Annotated in this window: 12 protein-coding genes and 1 tRNA gene; 4 read left to right on the top strand and 9 right to left on the bottom strand. The window is 54.1% G+C overall.

Features of this window, described 5'->3' with window-relative positions:
• Positions 1-10: 10 nt before the first annotated feature.
• The 6 genes from clpX to AC9UEO_RS04800 form a co-directional block, all read right to left on the bottom strand.
• Positions 11-1,279 carry an ATP-dependent Clp protease ATP-binding subunit ClpX gene (gene clpX / locus AC9UEO_RS04825; RefSeq protein WP_509530565.1) on the bottom strand — a complete coding sequence of 423 codons (1,269 nt, stop codon included), beginning with the start codon at positions 1,277-1,279 and terminating at the stop codon, positions 11-13.
• A gap of 45 nt (positions 1,280-1,324) precedes the next feature.
• Entirely contained in the window at positions 1,325-1,933 is a 609-nt protein-coding gene (gene clpP, locus AC9UEO_RS04820) for an ATP-dependent Clp endopeptidase proteolytic subunit ClpP (RefSeq protein ID WP_509530563.1), read from the bottom strand.
• An 18-nt stretch (positions 1,934-1,951) separates the two neighbouring features.
• Positions 1,952-3,265, bottom strand: a complete 1,314-nt coding sequence (gene tig / locus AC9UEO_RS04815; protein ID WP_509530561.1) for a trigger factor — start codon at positions 3,263-3,265, stop codon at positions 1,952-1,954.
• Positions 3,266-3,314: 49 nt separating this feature from the next.
• A tRNA-Leu gene (locus AC9UEO_RS04810) sits at positions 3,315-3,401 on the bottom strand.
• Between the two features lie 102 nt (positions 3,402-3,503).
• Positions 3,504-6,620: an efflux RND transporter permease subunit gene (locus AC9UEO_RS04805; protein ID WP_509530559.1), complete on the bottom strand. Its 3,117-nt coding sequence runs from the start codon at positions 6,618-6,620 to the stop codon at positions 3,504-3,506.
• Positions 6,617-7,693 (bottom strand): efflux RND transporter periplasmic adaptor subunit, encoded by a 1,077-nt coding sequence (locus tag AC9UEO_RS04800; protein ID WP_509530557.1) that lies wholly within the window; start codon positions 7,691-7,693, stop codon positions 6,617-6,619. Before AC9UEO_RS04800 ends, AC9UEO_RS04805 begins: the two co-directional genes overlap by 4 nt.
• Before the next feature lie 98 nt (positions 7,694-7,791).
• Here AC9UEO_RS04800 and AC9UEO_RS04795 point away from each other — a divergent pair, with 98 nt between their 5' ends.
• Genes AC9UEO_RS04795 through hemH form a run of 4 tightly spaced genes read left to right on the top strand, consistent with a single transcriptional unit; the run spans position 7,792 to position 11,793 of the window.
• Positions 7,792-8,553: a squalene/phytoene synthase family protein gene (locus tag AC9UEO_RS04795; protein ID WP_509530555.1), complete on the top strand. Its 762-nt coding sequence runs from the start codon at positions 7,792-7,794 to the stop codon at positions 8,551-8,553.
• 22 nt (positions 8,554-8,575) lie between these two features.
• Positions 8,576-9,415 (top strand): presqualene diphosphate synthase HpnD, encoded by an 840-nt coding sequence (gene hpnD / locus AC9UEO_RS04790; RefSeq protein ID WP_509530553.1) that lies wholly within the window; start codon positions 8,576-8,578, stop codon positions 9,413-9,415.
• Positions 9,412-10,647, top strand: a complete 1,236-nt coding sequence (gene hpnE / locus AC9UEO_RS04785) for a hydroxysqualene dehydroxylase HpnE (protein ID WP_509530551.1) — start codon at positions 9,412-9,414, stop codon at positions 10,645-10,647. The genes hpnD and hpnE overlap by 4 nt, the downstream gene beginning before the upstream one ends.
• Positions 10,648-10,698: 51 nt before the next feature.
• On the top strand, positions 10,699-11,793 hold the full coding sequence (hemH, locus tag AC9UEO_RS04780; protein WP_509530549.1) for a ferrochelatase: 1,095 nt from the start codon (positions 10,699-10,701) through the stop codon (positions 11,791-11,793).
• On the opposite strand, the gene AC9UEO_RS04775 is transcribed toward hemH, so the two are convergent.
• The 3 genes from AC9UEO_RS04775 to AC9UEO_RS04765 all read right to left on the bottom strand — a co-directional run bounded on the left by AC9UEO_RS04775 (position 11,790) and on the right by AC9UEO_RS04765 (position 14,124).
• Positions 11,790-12,602: a helix-turn-helix domain-containing protein gene (locus AC9UEO_RS04775; RefSeq protein ID WP_509530547.1), complete on the bottom strand. Its 813-nt coding sequence runs from the start codon at positions 12,600-12,602 to the stop codon at positions 11,790-11,792. The two genes, hemH and AC9UEO_RS04775, sit on opposite strands and share 4 nt — an antisense overlap.
• A gap of 30 nt (positions 12,603-12,632) precedes the next feature.
• Entirely contained in the window at positions 12,633-12,968 is a 336-nt protein-coding gene (locus AC9UEO_RS04770; protein WP_509530545.1) for a bactofilin family protein, read from the bottom strand.
• Positions 12,969-13,071: 103 nt separating this feature from the next.
• The gene (locus AC9UEO_RS04765; RefSeq protein ID WP_509530543.1) at positions 13,072-14,124 is read right to left on the bottom strand and encodes a M23 family metallopeptidase; all 1,053 of its coding nucleotides are present in this window, start codon (positions 14,122-14,124) and stop codon (positions 13,072-13,074) included.
• Positions 14,125-14,143: the final 19 nt, after the last annotated feature.

Genomic DNA, 14,143 nt, shown 5'->3' with positions numbered 1-14,143 from the left:
GACGGGAAATTCAGGCCTTTTTGGCTGCCTCGCGGTAGACCAATAAAGGAGGTTTGTTCTCTTCGATCGTAGATTCCTCTACAACCACTTTCTCAACATTGGTGCTGTTGGGCAATTCAAACATGGTGTCAATCAGCGATTGTTCAAGAATAGAGCGCAATCCGCGTGCACCGGTTTTCCGGGCCAAAGCCTTTTTGGCAATCGCCTTGAGAGCGGAGGGTCGTATCTCTAGCTCAACGCCTTCCATTCCAAACAGTTTGTTGTATTGCTTGACCAGCGCATTTTTGGGCTCGGTAAGAATTTCCATGAGCGCATCCTCAGAGAGTTCACTCAGAGTGGCGACCACTGGCAAACGTCCTACAAGCTCGGGAATCAGGCCGAATTTGATCAAATCTTCTGGCTCTACTTGTCCAAACATATCGGACAAACTGCGTTCTTCTTTAGTCTTGACCACAGCGCTAAAGCCAATGCCAGAGCGCTCTGTGCGGTTTTCAATGACCTTTTCCAAGCCCGCAAAAGCCCCGCCACAGATAAACAAAATATTGGTGGTATCGACCTGCAGGAAGTCTTGGTTGGGGTGCTTACGCCCGCCTTGGGGGGGGACGCTGGCCATGGTGCCTTCGATCAACTTCAGCAAAGCCTGCTGAACGCCTTCGCCGGATACATCACGCGTGATGGAGGGGTTATCGGATTTGCGAGAAATTTTGTCAATTTCATCGATGTAAACAATGCCACGTTGAGCACGCTCGACGTCGTAATTGCAGTTTTGCAGCAGTTTTTGAATGATGTTTTCCACGTCTTCACCCACATACCCGGCCTCGGTCAGGGTGGTGGCGTCGGACATGACAAACGGCACGTTCAGCATGCGGGCCAAGGTTTGCGCCAGCAGGGTTTTGCCTGAACCGGTGGGACCAATCAGCAAAATATTGGACTTGGTCAGTTCGACCTCGTCTTTTTTAGCAGTTTCCTTGTGCTGCAAGCGTTTGTAGTGGTTATAAACCGCCACCGCCAGAGCCCGCTTGGCGGGTTCTTGTCCAATCACATAGTTGTCAAGATTGTTTTTGATATCCAAGGGGCTGGGCAAATCGCCTCGACCTTCGCGCATGGTCGCCGCATCAGGGGGCAACTCGTCACGGATGATGTCATTGCATAAATCGATGCATTCATCGCAGATAAAAACAGAGGGCCCAGCAATGAGTTTTTTGACCTCATGCTGGCTTTTGCCGCAAAAAGAGCAGTAAAGCGTTTTTTCGCTGGAAGTACCTTTTTTGTCGGCCATTCGATCTTATGTCTTAAGTAGAAGTTTCAATGATACTCAAAACCGTCAGGGCCGCTTGGCAATCACATCATCCACCAAACCGTAGGCCTTAGCCTCATCAGCGGTGAGGTAGTAATCGCGCTCGGTATCGACCTCAATGCGTGACAAAGGTTGTCCAGTGTTTTCGGACAACAACTGATTCAAGCGTTCACGGGTCTTCAAAATTTCGCGCGCTGCAATTTCAATTTCCGTGGCTTGCCCCTGTGTGCCGCCCAAGGGTTGGTGAATCATGACCTTGGAGTTAGGCAAAGAAAAGCGTTTGCCCTTGGCGCCTGCAGCGAGCAAGAATGCACCCATGCTGGCTGCCATGCCAATGCACAAGGTGGAGACCGCTGGCTTGATGAAGTTCATGGTGTCGTAAATCGCCATGCCTGCGCTGACAGAGCCGCCAGGTGAGTTGATGTAGAGAGAAATATCCTTGTCAGGATTTTCACTTTCCAAAAAAAGCAACTGCGCAACGATCAAATTGGCGGTGTGGTCGTTGACGGGACCGACCAAGAAGATGACGCGTTCGCGCAAAAGACGCGAATAGATGTCGTAAGCGCGTTCGCCCCGACCGCTGGTCTCGATGACGACTGGGACCATGCCCAGCGCTTGTGTATCTAATGCGCTCATTGCGTTTCTCCAGCCTGCTTAGGCTTGTTGTCCCATTAATTCATCGAAGCTGATGGCTTTCTCACTGACTTTAGCCAGTGAGAATACGTAGTTGGTGACGTTTTGCTCAATCACAATGCCTTCAACCTCGGCCATGCGGCGGTTGTCACTGTAATACCAACGCTGAACCTCGGTGGGTTTTTCATAGCTGGCAGACAGTTCTTCCACATGGGCTTTGATTTGGTCAGGGGTGGCTTGTAATCCCTGCTGGCGCACCAACTCGGAGACCACCAAGCCCATGCGCACACGGCGCTCAGCCTGCGGCTTAAACACATCTTCGGGGATAGGCGCTTTGTCAGCGTCTTTGATGCCGCGCTGCTTCAACTCCTCACGGGCGCCTTGCACCATGCGGTCAAGCTCGGCCTGAACGATGGAGTTGGGCAAGTCGAGTTCAGCGTGCTCAACCAATGCGTCCAAAGCGGCTTGTTTGTTGCGACCCAGCAAGCGAAATTTCACTTCACGCTGTAAGTTGCCAAGGATGTCCGCTCGCAAACCGGCCACGGTGGCGTCAGCCGCACCCAGTGACTTGGCGAGTTCGTCAGTCACTTCGGGCAAATGGCTGGCTTCCAACTTTTTCAAGGTCACCATGAAGTCAGCGGTTTTACCGGCCACTTCGCGGCCCTGGTAGTCAGCGGGGAATGCCAAAGGGAATGTCTTGCTTTCGCCGACCTTCATGCCTTTGACCGCAGCTTCAAATTCTTGCAGCATCTGGCCTTCGCCCACCACGAATTGGAAATCTTGGGCACGGCCGCCGTCAAAAGGCTCGCCGTCTATCTTGCCTTCAAAGTCCACTGTCACGCGGTCATCTGCGTCAGCGCTGGAGTCCAAAGAGCGCTGGGCATAAGTGCGGCGTTGTTTGCGCAAAATTTCAACTGTTTTGTCGATGGCTTCGTCGGTGACATCGGCTTTGAGCATGTCAATGGCAACCTGCGTCAAGTCTTTCATCTTCACTTCGGGGTACACCTCGAAGATGGCATCAAATGCCATTTCGCCATCAGGTGCTTGGTCTTTTTCGCTGATGCGGGGCTGGCCGGCGACACGCAACTGGGCTTCTATAGCGGCTTGGTTGAACGCCTCACCCACCTTGTCGTTCATGACTTCGTAATGCACCGAGTAACCGTAGCGCTGCGCCACGATGTTCATGGGCACTTTGCCTGGGCGAAAACCGTCAATCTTGACTTGGCGAGCCAGTTTCTTCAAACGTGCATTGACTTCGTTTTGGATGACAGTGGTTGGCAAAGTCAAAGTGATTTTGCGTTCCAACTTTTCCAAGGTTTCAACATTCACAGCCATGTGGTTTCTCCATCTTTAAACTTAAAAGCGCGGGGCTTTGGGCATACATTGGTGCGCGGGGGGGGACTCGAACCCCCACAGTATTGCTACCGTCAGGACCTAAACCTGGTGCGTCTACCAATTTCGCCACCCGCGCGGGATTTAAAAAAAAGCAAAGGGCGGTGTGACTGAACATACCGCCCATCTGAAATCGGTCAAGGCGAAATTCTACCCGCCCCGGCTGTAGGCCAAGCTTGGCTTAACGCTTAACCCTGAACCAAGCGGCATACATGGCTGGCAACGCCAACAAAGTCAGCACCGTTGCCACAATCAAACCACCCATGATGGCAACCGCCATGGGGCCCCAAAACACGCTACGCGACAGTGGAATCATGGCCAACACCGCTGCAGCGGCAGTCAACACAATCGGGCGCAAACGCCTGACCGCCGACTCAACGATGGCGTCCCATGCAGGCACACCATTGGCACGGTCTTGCTCGATTTGGTCAATCAAGATGACCGAGTTGCGCTGAATCATGCCCATGAGCGCAATCACCCCTAGCAATGCGACAAAGCCAAAGGGGCGACCCAGGGTGAGCAAAGCCAAGGCAACGCCCGCAATGCCCATCGGCCCAGTGAGAAACACCAGCAAGGCACGGCTAAAGCTTTGCAACTGCAACATCAGCAAGGTGAAGGTGACAAACAGCATCAAGGGCAAGCCAGCAGCGATGGATGCCGAGCCTTTGGAGCTTTCTTCTACCGCCCCAGCCACATGGATGCGGTACTCGGCGAGCCCGTCCGCGGCCCATTGCTTCTCCAGCTTTTTCAACTCTGGCAACAACTGAGCGGTGACGGTGGCGCCTTGCAAGCCTTCGACGATGTCGGACTGCACGGTAATGGCGTAGTCGCGGTTCTCCCGCCACATCACCCCAGGCTCCCAAGTGAACTGCGGCTTGGCCACTTGCAACAACGGCACCGATTTGCCCGAGGCGGTGGGCACATAGGCGTTACCCAAATCGGTGATGGCTTGTCGCTCGGTTTGCGGTTGACGCAACACGATATCGATCAATTTATCGCCTTCGCGGTACTGACCCACGGTGGTTCCGCTGAGCAAAACCCGTGAGGCTTGAGCGATTGATTGGCTGGTTACGCCCAAAGCGCGGGCCTTCTCCTGGTCGACTGCCAATCGAATAACCTTGATGGACTCGTTCCAGTTGTCATTCACGCCTCGGGTATTGGCGTTGGTTCGCATCACCGCCTTGACCTCGTCAGCCCGTAAACGCAGAGCATGGGGATCGGGGCCAGCCACTCGAAACTGCACGGGGAAAGGCACAGGCGGCCCATTGGGCAAGAGCTTGACACGGGCTCTGACGTCAGGGAACTCTTTGGCCATGATGGCTGGCAAGGCCACCCGCAGGCTTTCACGCAGCTTTAAATCTTTGGGTTGGATGATGAATTGCGAGACATTGCTTTGCGCAAACACTTGGTCCAGTGGCAGGTAAAAACGCGGCACACCAGAGCCCACCCACAAACTGACCGACTCAACACCGTCAGTGGCTAACAAGCGCTTTTCCACTTGCAAACTCAAAGCTTCATTGGCTGCGACGCTGGTGCCTTCGGGAAACCAGATGTCCATCATGATTTCGGGACGACTGGAATCAGGGAAAAACTGCTGCTGAACTTTGCCCATGCCGACAATACCCAGCGCAAACGTCAGCAGCGTGGCACCTATGGTGAGCCAGCGGTGCTTCACACACCAGTTCACTGTGCGGCGAAAGGTGTTGTAGAAGGCTGAGTCAAAGAGTTCTTGTGGCGCCCCACCCACAGCGTGTGGCTTGACCTTGAGGATCAAGGTTCCTAAATAGGGTACAAAAAATACCGAGACCCACCAACTCAGCAGCAAAGCAATGACGGTGACCGCAAAAATCGCAAAGGTGTACTCGCCCGTCACGGACTTGGCCAAACCAATGGGTAAGAAACCCGCAGCGGTAATGAGTGTGCCGGTCAACATGGGCATGGCTGTGACTTCATAGGCAAAGGTCGCAGCCCTGACCTTATCAAAGCCTTCCTCCATTTTGCGCACCATCATCTCCACCGCAATGATGGCATCGTCGACCAGCAAGCCCAAAGCGATGATGAGCGAACCCAGCGATATTTTGTGCAGACCAATACCGAAGTAATACATCGCCAAAAACGTCATGGCAAGCACCAAGGGGATGGTGATGCCCACCACCAAACCAGGGCGCATATCGATGTACCACCCCAAACGCCCGCCCTTGTGCCAACCCAATGCCACAAAGCTGACCACCAACACAATCACCACAGCCTCGATCAACACGCTGATGAACTCGCTGATGGAACGACCCACCGCCTTGGGTTGGTCTTGCAACTGCAACAACGTCACGCCATGGGGCAAGTTAGATTGAATTTTGGCTGTTGATTCACGCAAGGCTTTGCCCAATGCAATGATGTCGCCGCCCTTGGCCATGGATACACCCAGCGCCACCACCTGCTTGCCTTGAAAACGCACCTTGACAGAGGCTGGGTCCACATAGCCGCGTTGAATGGAGGCGATATCGCCCAACTTGATTTGCTGCCCCGATGCACCTCGTATGGGCATGGCTTGGAGTTGCTCTATCGCTTGGAACTGGCCTTGAACGCGAATTTGGACCACGTCCAAAGGCGTTTGCATGGTGCCGGCACTTTCCACTGCGTTTTGCTGACCCAGTTGCGCCAGAACCGCATTCAAGTCCAAGCCCAGTTGGACCAAACGCTTTTGCGGTATTTCAATGTAAATTTTTTCGTCTTGGGTGCCAAACAATTCCACTTTGTAGACATCGGTCACCCGTAGCAATTGCTGTCTAACCTCATCGGCGATATCTCGGATTTCAGCCATGGAAAAGCCTTGGGCCTCGATAGCATAGATCACGCCATACACATCGCCAAAATCGTCATTAAAGAATGGTCCAACCACGCCTTGCGGCAAGGTTTGTCGCATGTCGCTGACTTTTTTGCGAACCGTGTACCAGACGTTGGCGACATCCGCGGCTTTGGAGGAGTCTTTGATCTGAAAAATGATTTGCGATTCGCCCGGCTTGGAGTAGCTGCGAATCTTGTCGGCAAAGGGCGCCTCTTGCAGTGTGCGCTCTAGCTTGTCGGTGATTTGTTCCGCCACTTGCTGTGCGGTCGCGCCTGGCCAATAGGTGCGAATGACCATGGCGCGAAAGGTGAAGGGCGGATCTTCATCCTGCCCAAGCTGAAAGTAGGCAGTCACGCCCAAGACCATCATCACCACCATCAGGTAACGGGTAAGGGCTGGATGTTTGAGCGCCCACAGTGAAAGGTTGAAGCCCTTGGGGCTGGGTGTATCGCTCATGGTTTAGCGCCAGCAGGCTGAAACAAGGTGACTTTTTGACCCGGTGACAACACATGCACACCTGCCACCACCACTTGCTGGCCTGATTGCAAACCACTGTTGACCACCACCTCATTACCGTCAGCTGTGGTGATTTGGATTTCTTGGGATTTCACCGTCATGGTGGCCATGTCCAAAACCCACACCATGGTCTTGCCGCCCTCTTGGCGCAAAGCGCTGGTGGGGAGCTTGATTTTTTGAACGCTGGCGGCAAGGTTGGACTGCATGTTGACCGTCACCGTGCTACCCAAAGGCGCGGTCACTGGCCCTGTTAAGGCCACGCGGACGCTGAACGTACGGGTAACGGGGTCTGCGCTCGCAGCGATTTCGTAAACCGAGGCTTTGTGCAGTTCTTCGCTGCCCCAAAACTTCACTTGCACGCCTTGGCCTCGCTGCAGGCTGGCCACTTTGTCTTCGGGGACGGCAAACAGCACATCGCGGGGGCCGTCTTGGGCCAAACGCAGCACGGGCATGCCTGCACTCACAACCTGCCCTGCTTCGGCGTCGATGCCAGTGACCACACCGGCTTTATCGGCCACCAATTTGCTGTAAGACACTTGGTTGGTTTGAGCGGACAACTGCGCTTGCGATTGGTCGACTTGGGCCTGGGCGGCTTTGAGGGTGGTTTCGCGCCGCTCAAGCTCGGCGCTGCTGATGAATTCTTTGTCACGCAATTCCTTGAACCGCTTGAATTCGGCAGCAGCCAAATCGCGGTTGGTGACGGCTGCGTTGATTTGTGCGCGAGCGGCATCCACCGTCAATCGGTAGTCTTGCGCGTCAATCTCTGCCAGCAACTGCCCCGCTTTGACACGCTGACCCAATTCCACATGCCTTGCAATCAATTTGCCACCTACCCGAAAGCCCAAGCGAGACTCGATACGCGCCTTAACCTCGCCTGCGTACTCGGTGGGGCTTGCCAAGGCGGTTTCCCCCACTTGAATGACCTTGACGGAGCGCACCGGTTCTTGGGCGGCAGGTGGCGGGGAGCATGCCACCAGCCCCATGATGGTGGCTAGCAAGAAAAGTCGGGACAAGTGCGGCATGACGAGGCTTTCTTTATAAAATATTAATGACTGACTGGTTAGTAACCTAATTCTACAGCCTTGGTGTGTCAAGCGACAATAGAAAAACCATGTCGGCCATAGACCATTACGAAAACTTTCCTGTCGCCTCTTGGCTGTGCCCTGCGCAGTTGCGACCAGCGGTGGTGGCGATCTACCACTTTGCCCGCACAGCTGACGATATGGCCGATGAAGGAAATGCAAATGCCCACAGTCGCTTGGCTGGCCTATCGGCCATGCAAACAGACCTGCTGGCGTGCACCAACGATGGCCATGTCAGCGCCCAATGGCCGCAGGTGTTCACGCATTTGGCAACACAAATTCGCCAACACAGCATCCCCCTGCAGCCCTTGCTCGACCTGCTCGACGCCTTCACCCAAGACGTTAACTACACCCAGTCGCAACGGCACTACACCTCGCGTGAGGAACTGCTGGACTACTGCCGCCGCTCGGCCAACCCCATAGGCCGGTTATTGCTGCATTTGTATGGCGTGAACGACGCAGCTTCTTTAGCGCAAAGTGATGCCATTTGCTCGGCCTTGCAACTCATCAACTTTTGGCAAGATTTGAGCGTTGACATACCCCGTGGCAGGCATTACCTGCCCCATAACGCCAAACTTTGCGACGAAACCGCTTTTGCCCGCGCCTTAATGCGCCAAGGCAGCCCACTGGTCCACACCTTGCCAGGGCGTGGCGGTTGGGAGTTGCGTCTGGTGGTGCAAGGTGGTTTACGCGTTTTGGACAAACTCGAACAGCTGGATGCCTTCCAGCAACGCCCTGTGCTCAAAGGCTTGGACTGGCTGAGCGTGGCTTGGCGAGCCGCTTGGATGTGAGCTGGATGCCACAATCGCTGACATGACGCCGCAAGACTATGTTCAACAAAAAGCCGCCGCCTCGGGCAGCAGTTTTTATTACGCTTTTTTATTCCTTCCACCGCACAGGCGGGCTGCCATCACCGCTTTTTATGCGTTTTGCCGTGAAGTCGACGATGTGGTGGACGAAGTTCAAGACCCCTCGGTAGCCGCCCAAAAATTGCATTGGTGGCAAATGGAGGTGCAAAGCAGCTTTGCAGGCACCGCCCAGCATCCAGTGATGAAAGCCTTGATGCCCTTGACCGCAGACTTTGGCATCCTCGCCCAACACCTGCAAGATGTGATTGCGGGTTGCCACATGGATTTGAACCAAACACGCTATCTGGACTTTGCGGGCCTGCAACGCTACTGCCATTTGGTGGCCGGTGTGGTGGGCGAAGTGGCGGCGCGTATTTTTGGGCAAAGCCAAGACGAAACCTCCCATTACGCCCATCAATTGGGCTTGGCGTTTCAACTGACCAACATCATCCGTGACGTAGGCGAAGACGCTTTGCGAGGGCGCATCTACCTGCCGGTGAATGAATTGCAGCAGTTTGGGGTGAGCGCCAAAGATATTTTGGAGCGCCGCGACAGCGCCGCTTTCCAAGCCTTGATGGCTTTTCAATACGAACGCGCCCAAGGCCTTTACGCGCAAGCCTTGGCCGCTTTGCCGCAAGCCGATTGGCGCAGCCAAAAGCCAGGTCTGATGATGGCCAGCATTTACCGAACCTTGCTGGTGGAAATCCAAGCAGCGGGCTTTCCCGTGCTGCGCCAACGCGTGGCGCTCACACCTTTGCGCAAGTTTTGGTTGGCTTGGAAAATGCAGGCCTTGGGGCGTTTTTGACGCCCTTGACCATCATTGGTGGCGGTTGGGCTGGCTTGGCCGCTGCGGTTCGCGCAACCCAAGCGGGTTTTGCGGTGCGCTTGCTCGAAGCCGCCCCGCAATTGGGCGGTCGCGCAAGACGGGTGGTGCATGAAGGCCTGTTTCTTGACAACGGCCAGCATATTTTGATCGGCGCTTACAGCGATACCTTGCAACTTTTACAAACGGTGGGTGTCAATACCGAAGACACTTTGTGGCGTATGCCCTTGCATTTGAAGTACGTTGATGGTCAGGGTCTGTCCTTGCCTTCTTTGCCAGCACCGCTTAACCTTTTGATGGGCGTGTGCATGGCAGATGGTTGGTCTTGGTCAGACAAACTCAGCTTGCTGCACCAAGCCACGCGCTGGCAAGCCCAAGGCTTTGCATGCGATGCGCGGATGACGGTGGCGCATCTGTGCAAAGGCTTGAAGCCAAAAGTCATGCAAGAACTGATAGAGCCGCTTTGCGTTTCTGCTTTAAACCTGCCAGCCGTTGACGCCAGTGGCCAAATTTTTCTCGCCGTTTTGAAAGATGCGTTGTGGTCGGGCAAGGGCAGCAGCGATATGTTGCTGCCCAAGGTGGATTTGGGCAGCCTGATGCCTGACGCCGCCCACGCTTGGTTGAGCGCCCATGGTGCTGTGGTGCAAACACACCAACGCGTGGATGACCTCGGTCCTTGGCTGCAAAACCCCGTGGTGCTGGCTTGTCCGCCATGGGAAGCAGCCAAGCTGACCCACAGCTTGGCACCCACATGGTCTGCGCAAGCGGCAAGTTTGACGCACACCGCTATCACCACCGTTTACGTGCGCACTGCCCAACGCCTATCGTGGCTCAAGCCTCTTGTGGCCATGCACAGCAACCCCCAGGCTCCCGCTCAATTTGCTTTTGACAAAGGTCACCTCAATGCCGACCCTTTCTTCAAAGGTGTACTGGCTTTGGTGGTGAGCGCCAGCACTGGCGAGCGCTGCGCCACCACGCAAGACGTCTTGCAGCAAATACAGGATGAACTAGGTATTCACGACGCGGTACACATCACCACGGTGGTGGAAAAGCGAGCCACCTTTGCCTGTGTGCCCGCACTTTCTCGACCGCCTTTACAAGTGTGCGAGGGGGTTGTCGCGTGTGGCGACTATGTTTCAGGCCCCTACCCCGCCACACTGGAAGCTGCGGTGCGCAGTGGCTTTGCAGCCGTAGACCTTCTAAGCCTTGCTTAACGCAATAGTCTTAGGCGAAAAAGCTATTTCGCAATAAGTGAAAATACGGGCATGTCTATAGAACCCCGTTTTGCCCAAGAGCCTGCTTACGCCCATGGGCAAGCTTCCCATACCGCTATTGTCTACTGCAACCTAGGTACCCCAGACGCACCCACCGCAGCTGCCCTTCGCCGATATTTGGCTGAGTTTTTAAGTGACCCAAGGGTGGTGGAAATTCCCCGTTTTTTATGGCTTTTTATCTTGCACGGCATCATCTTACGGGTGCGCCCGGCCAAGTCGGCGCAAAAATACGCCAGCATCTGGACCGAAGAAGGCTCCCCACTCAAAGTGTGGTCACAACGCCAAGCAGATGCATTGCATCAAAAGTGGAGCAGCCGTGGGGTTCAGGTCCGTTTGATGATGCGCTATGGCTCCCCTGCGGTTGCGCAGGTGTTGGATGAACTCAAACAAGATGGCGTCAACCGCGTGCTGGTCATCCCCGCCTACCCGCAGTATTCGGCCACCACAACTGCCAGCGTGTTTGATGCGGTTTACACATGGGCCTTGCGCACTCGCCGCGTACCCGAGTTGCGCTTTATCAACAACTACCACGACCACCCTGGCTATATCGCGGCGCTTGCCGACAGCATTCAACGCCACTGGCAAACCCACGGCCGCAATGAACTCTTGGTCATGAGCTTTCACGGTGTGCCTGCCCGCACCTTGAAATTAGGGGACCCCTACCACTGCGAATGCCACAAAACCGCGCGTTTGTTAGCGCACGCTTTAGGTTTATCTAAAGATCAATATAGGGTTTGCTTTCAATCGCGGTTTGGCAAAGCCAAATGGTTAGAGCCTTACACCGAACCCACGGTGAGGGAATTGGCACGGGCTGGCTTGAAGTCCATGGATATCGTCTGCCCTGGTTTTGTCAGCGATTGCTTAGAAACCTTGGAAGAAATTGCCATTGAAGTCAAAGAGGCGTTTCTTGAAGAAGGTGGAGAGGTTTATGGCTATATCCCTTGCCTGAATGACAACCCCTTATGGATTCAAGCTCTGGAAGATTTGTCCACGTCCCATCTGGCAGGCTGGCCTTTGCATCCTGCACCCGCCCACGAGGCACAGGCATCGCGCGAGGCAGCGCTTGCCATGGGCGCAGAGAATTAACGCTCGGAGGGGGCTTTAGCGGGGGTTAATTCTGATGTTGCTGGGGGTTTATTGCCATCAGCTTGGTTTGGAACAACCCCAGCAGTTGCTCCAGTAGCCGTTTCAGGGGTGGCAGATTCACCTGCTGCAGGGGTCACTGGTGGCGTCATGCTTTGCCCTGTGGAAGCTTCTGGCGAGGTTGTAGTGGGCTCCACAGGCTTAGGACGCATCAAGGCAGCCACAGCGATCGCTACCAAAAACAAGACCAAGATTTTCAGGAAATAGTTACCCGAGGGACTTGGCTCCTCTGAAGCAGCTGAGCTTGATTCCTGAGTAGCCGCTGCCTGGACTGAGGTTTGGGGTTGTTCTTGAAGATGGCTGGCTTCTTGAGCCTGGGCCGAAGAGCTGGTCCAGTCGATTTCTGGGGGTTGCGCCAAGATGTGCAAAGCCTCGCTGCGCATCAAATGAACGCCTGAAGCATCTGTCTGGGTTGTATCCGTCGAAGAGTACGGTTGGGCAGCGCTTGAAGCAACGACGCTTGCGGGTGTCGATTGCGAAGCAAAAAAGAGCATTTCCTCCTCGATAGGAGAAGCAGCGGGTGGAACTTGACCGAATAATTGAGCCTCGCTGAGTTGCAATAAACCAGCAATTTTTCTGGCCGCAGTAAGTTTGACGCTCTCGCTGTAAAAAGAACTTAGGCCGCCCTCTTCAATTTGCCGCACTTGCTTGACCGATAAACAGGCCCTGGCAGCGAGATCGTTGATTGCCCAGCCTTGGGCTTCGCGGCACAAACGTACCGCACTTCCATCTATTTGAGAAACATCCGACATTCCAAACCTTAAGCGGGACAGCGAAAGGCTTTACTTTACCAGTAGCAACTCGCCCTTGATAGAGGCGCCTTTTTGTACCGATAAAGTTTGGTAGACCACATGGCCATCGACTGATGCAGAAGAGGTCACGATCAACTCGCTGCAAGTGGCTGTGCCTGAAAACTTACCCTTGATATGCAGACTCGAGCAAGTCACCACACCTTCAACCTGACCACGCGAGCCGATGGTAAGTTCATCGACTTGAACTTGGCCATTGAGAGAACCTTCAACATGAATGGCGCCCTTGGCGGAAATTTCACCTCGAAAGGAAAAGCCCTCACTCAAAATAGAGGGTTTCGAAGCATTGGAAGAAATGATATCCATCATGGTATTTCTCTGAGGTTGATCTAGCGGAACCGACTCGCTGGGGAGTGCTGACTGTACAGGAGCGACAGGCTGGGGGGCAACTGCAGGGCTCTGAACCGCCGGATTAGGGCTGTTTGTTTTGGATTTGCTGAACATATTGGGCGGTGCGGATCACTTTTTGAGGATTCACAGGATAACCCCCAACCAATATCTCAAAATGCAGATGCTTGCCGGTTGAAAATCCAGTGTTCCCAATATAGCCCAAGACATTGTCGGTTGTCACCTTATCGCCCACTTTGACCAATAACTGGGCCATGTGAGCATACAGAGACTCCACTCCATTGGAGTGACGAACGACAACGGTGTTGCCATACTGGGGGTGGAATTCTGACATAACTACAACGCCAGGCTTGACGGCAAGGACTTTATCGTCCCCCGTTTCGCTCATCATATCAACACCAGTATGGAAATGGGATTTGCCGGTAAGAGGGTGTTTACGGATACCAAAGTCAGAGGAAAAGCTGAAATTGGTCACCGGCATACGGTTAGGCAAAGCATAAAGTACTTCACGCAAAGAACGGTTAGTGGACAATTCTTCCGCGACCTTGCCACGCATCAACGGGTTGGCCTGTAAATCGCCTTCCAAGGTAAAGCCACCATTGGCCGAGTTTTGTTGGATGATTTTGATGATTTTCTCAGTCAGGCCAGAAGTTTCCAACTGAGACTTGAGGTTGTCATTTTCTTCCGAAACAGCCACCATTGAAGTTTCCACAAACCGTCGAATGCTCATATCACGGTCGCGGATGGTTTGCGCCAAGCTCACCATCTGCTCCTCGGTCAAGGCTTGCTGGTTTTCTATATCCTGCTGAGATTCGGCGGTGCTGGTGATCAAGGCCCTGAATACCTCCTCATGCGAGCGCTCTAGACGGGCGCGGCTGATGCCCAGAGACAAGGAGGTAACCAACAACACCAGCAAACTAGAAACAAGCACTGACATCACAATGATGGTGCCGCGAGCGAAGACACGTTGGAAACGCGCAGGGATATTGAAATAACGCAAATCGCCGCTTTGCTCAATGATGAGTTTGACGTCTTGGTAATCGCGCACCCAAAGCTGGCGCACAAGGTGCGGCAGAGTTCGCAATTGAGCTAAAAAAGGACTGAGCGCTAAACGCATAAATCTCGTAAATTAAACC

Source organism: Limnohabitans sp. (genome assembly GCF_040401495.1).
Taxonomy (GTDB): Bacteria; Pseudomonadota; Gammaproteobacteria; order Burkholderiales; family Burkholderiaceae_C; genus Limnohabitans.
The sequence above is the reverse complement of the archived record's forward strand: the minus strand, read 5'-3'. Positions and strand labels throughout refer to the sequence as shown.

Coding starts and splice junctions, on each gene's coding strand:
- AC9UEO_RS04770 (WP_509530545.1), bottom strand. CDS start 12,968: ATGATGGATATCATTTCTTCCAATGCTTCGAAACCCTCTATTTTGAGT.
- clpP (WP_509530563.1), bottom strand. CDS start 1,933: ATGAGCGCATTAGATACACAAGCGCTGGGCATGGTCCCAGTCGTCATC.
- AC9UEO_RS04795 (WP_509530555.1), top strand. CDS start 7,792: ATGTCGGCCATAGACCATTACGAAAACTTTCCTGTCGCCTCTTGGCTG.
- AC9UEO_RS04805 (WP_509530559.1), bottom strand. CDS start 6,620: ATGAGCGATACACCCAGCCCCAAGGGCTTCAACCTTTCACTGTGGGCG.
- AC9UEO_RS04765 (WP_509530543.1), bottom strand. CDS start 14,124: ATGCGTTTAGCGCTCAGTCCTTTTTTAGCTCAATTGCGAACTCTGCCG.
- hemH (WP_509530549.1), top strand. CDS start 10,699: ATGTCTATAGAACCCCGTTTTGCCCAAGAGCCTGCTTACGCCCATGGG.
- AC9UEO_RS04775 (WP_509530547.1), bottom strand. CDS start 12,602: ATGTCGGATGTTTCTCAAATAGATGGAAGTGCGGTACGTTTGTGCCGC.
- hpnD (WP_509530553.1), top strand. CDS start 8,576: ATGACGCCGCAAGACTATGTTCAACAAAAAGCCGCCGCCTCGGGCAGC.
- tig (WP_509530561.1), bottom strand. CDS start 3,265: ATGGCTGTGAATGTTGAAACCTTGGAAAAGTTGGAACGCAAAATCACT.
- clpX (WP_509530565.1), bottom strand. CDS start 1,279: ATGGCCGACAAAAAAGGTACTTCCAGCGAAAAAACGCTTTACTGCTCT.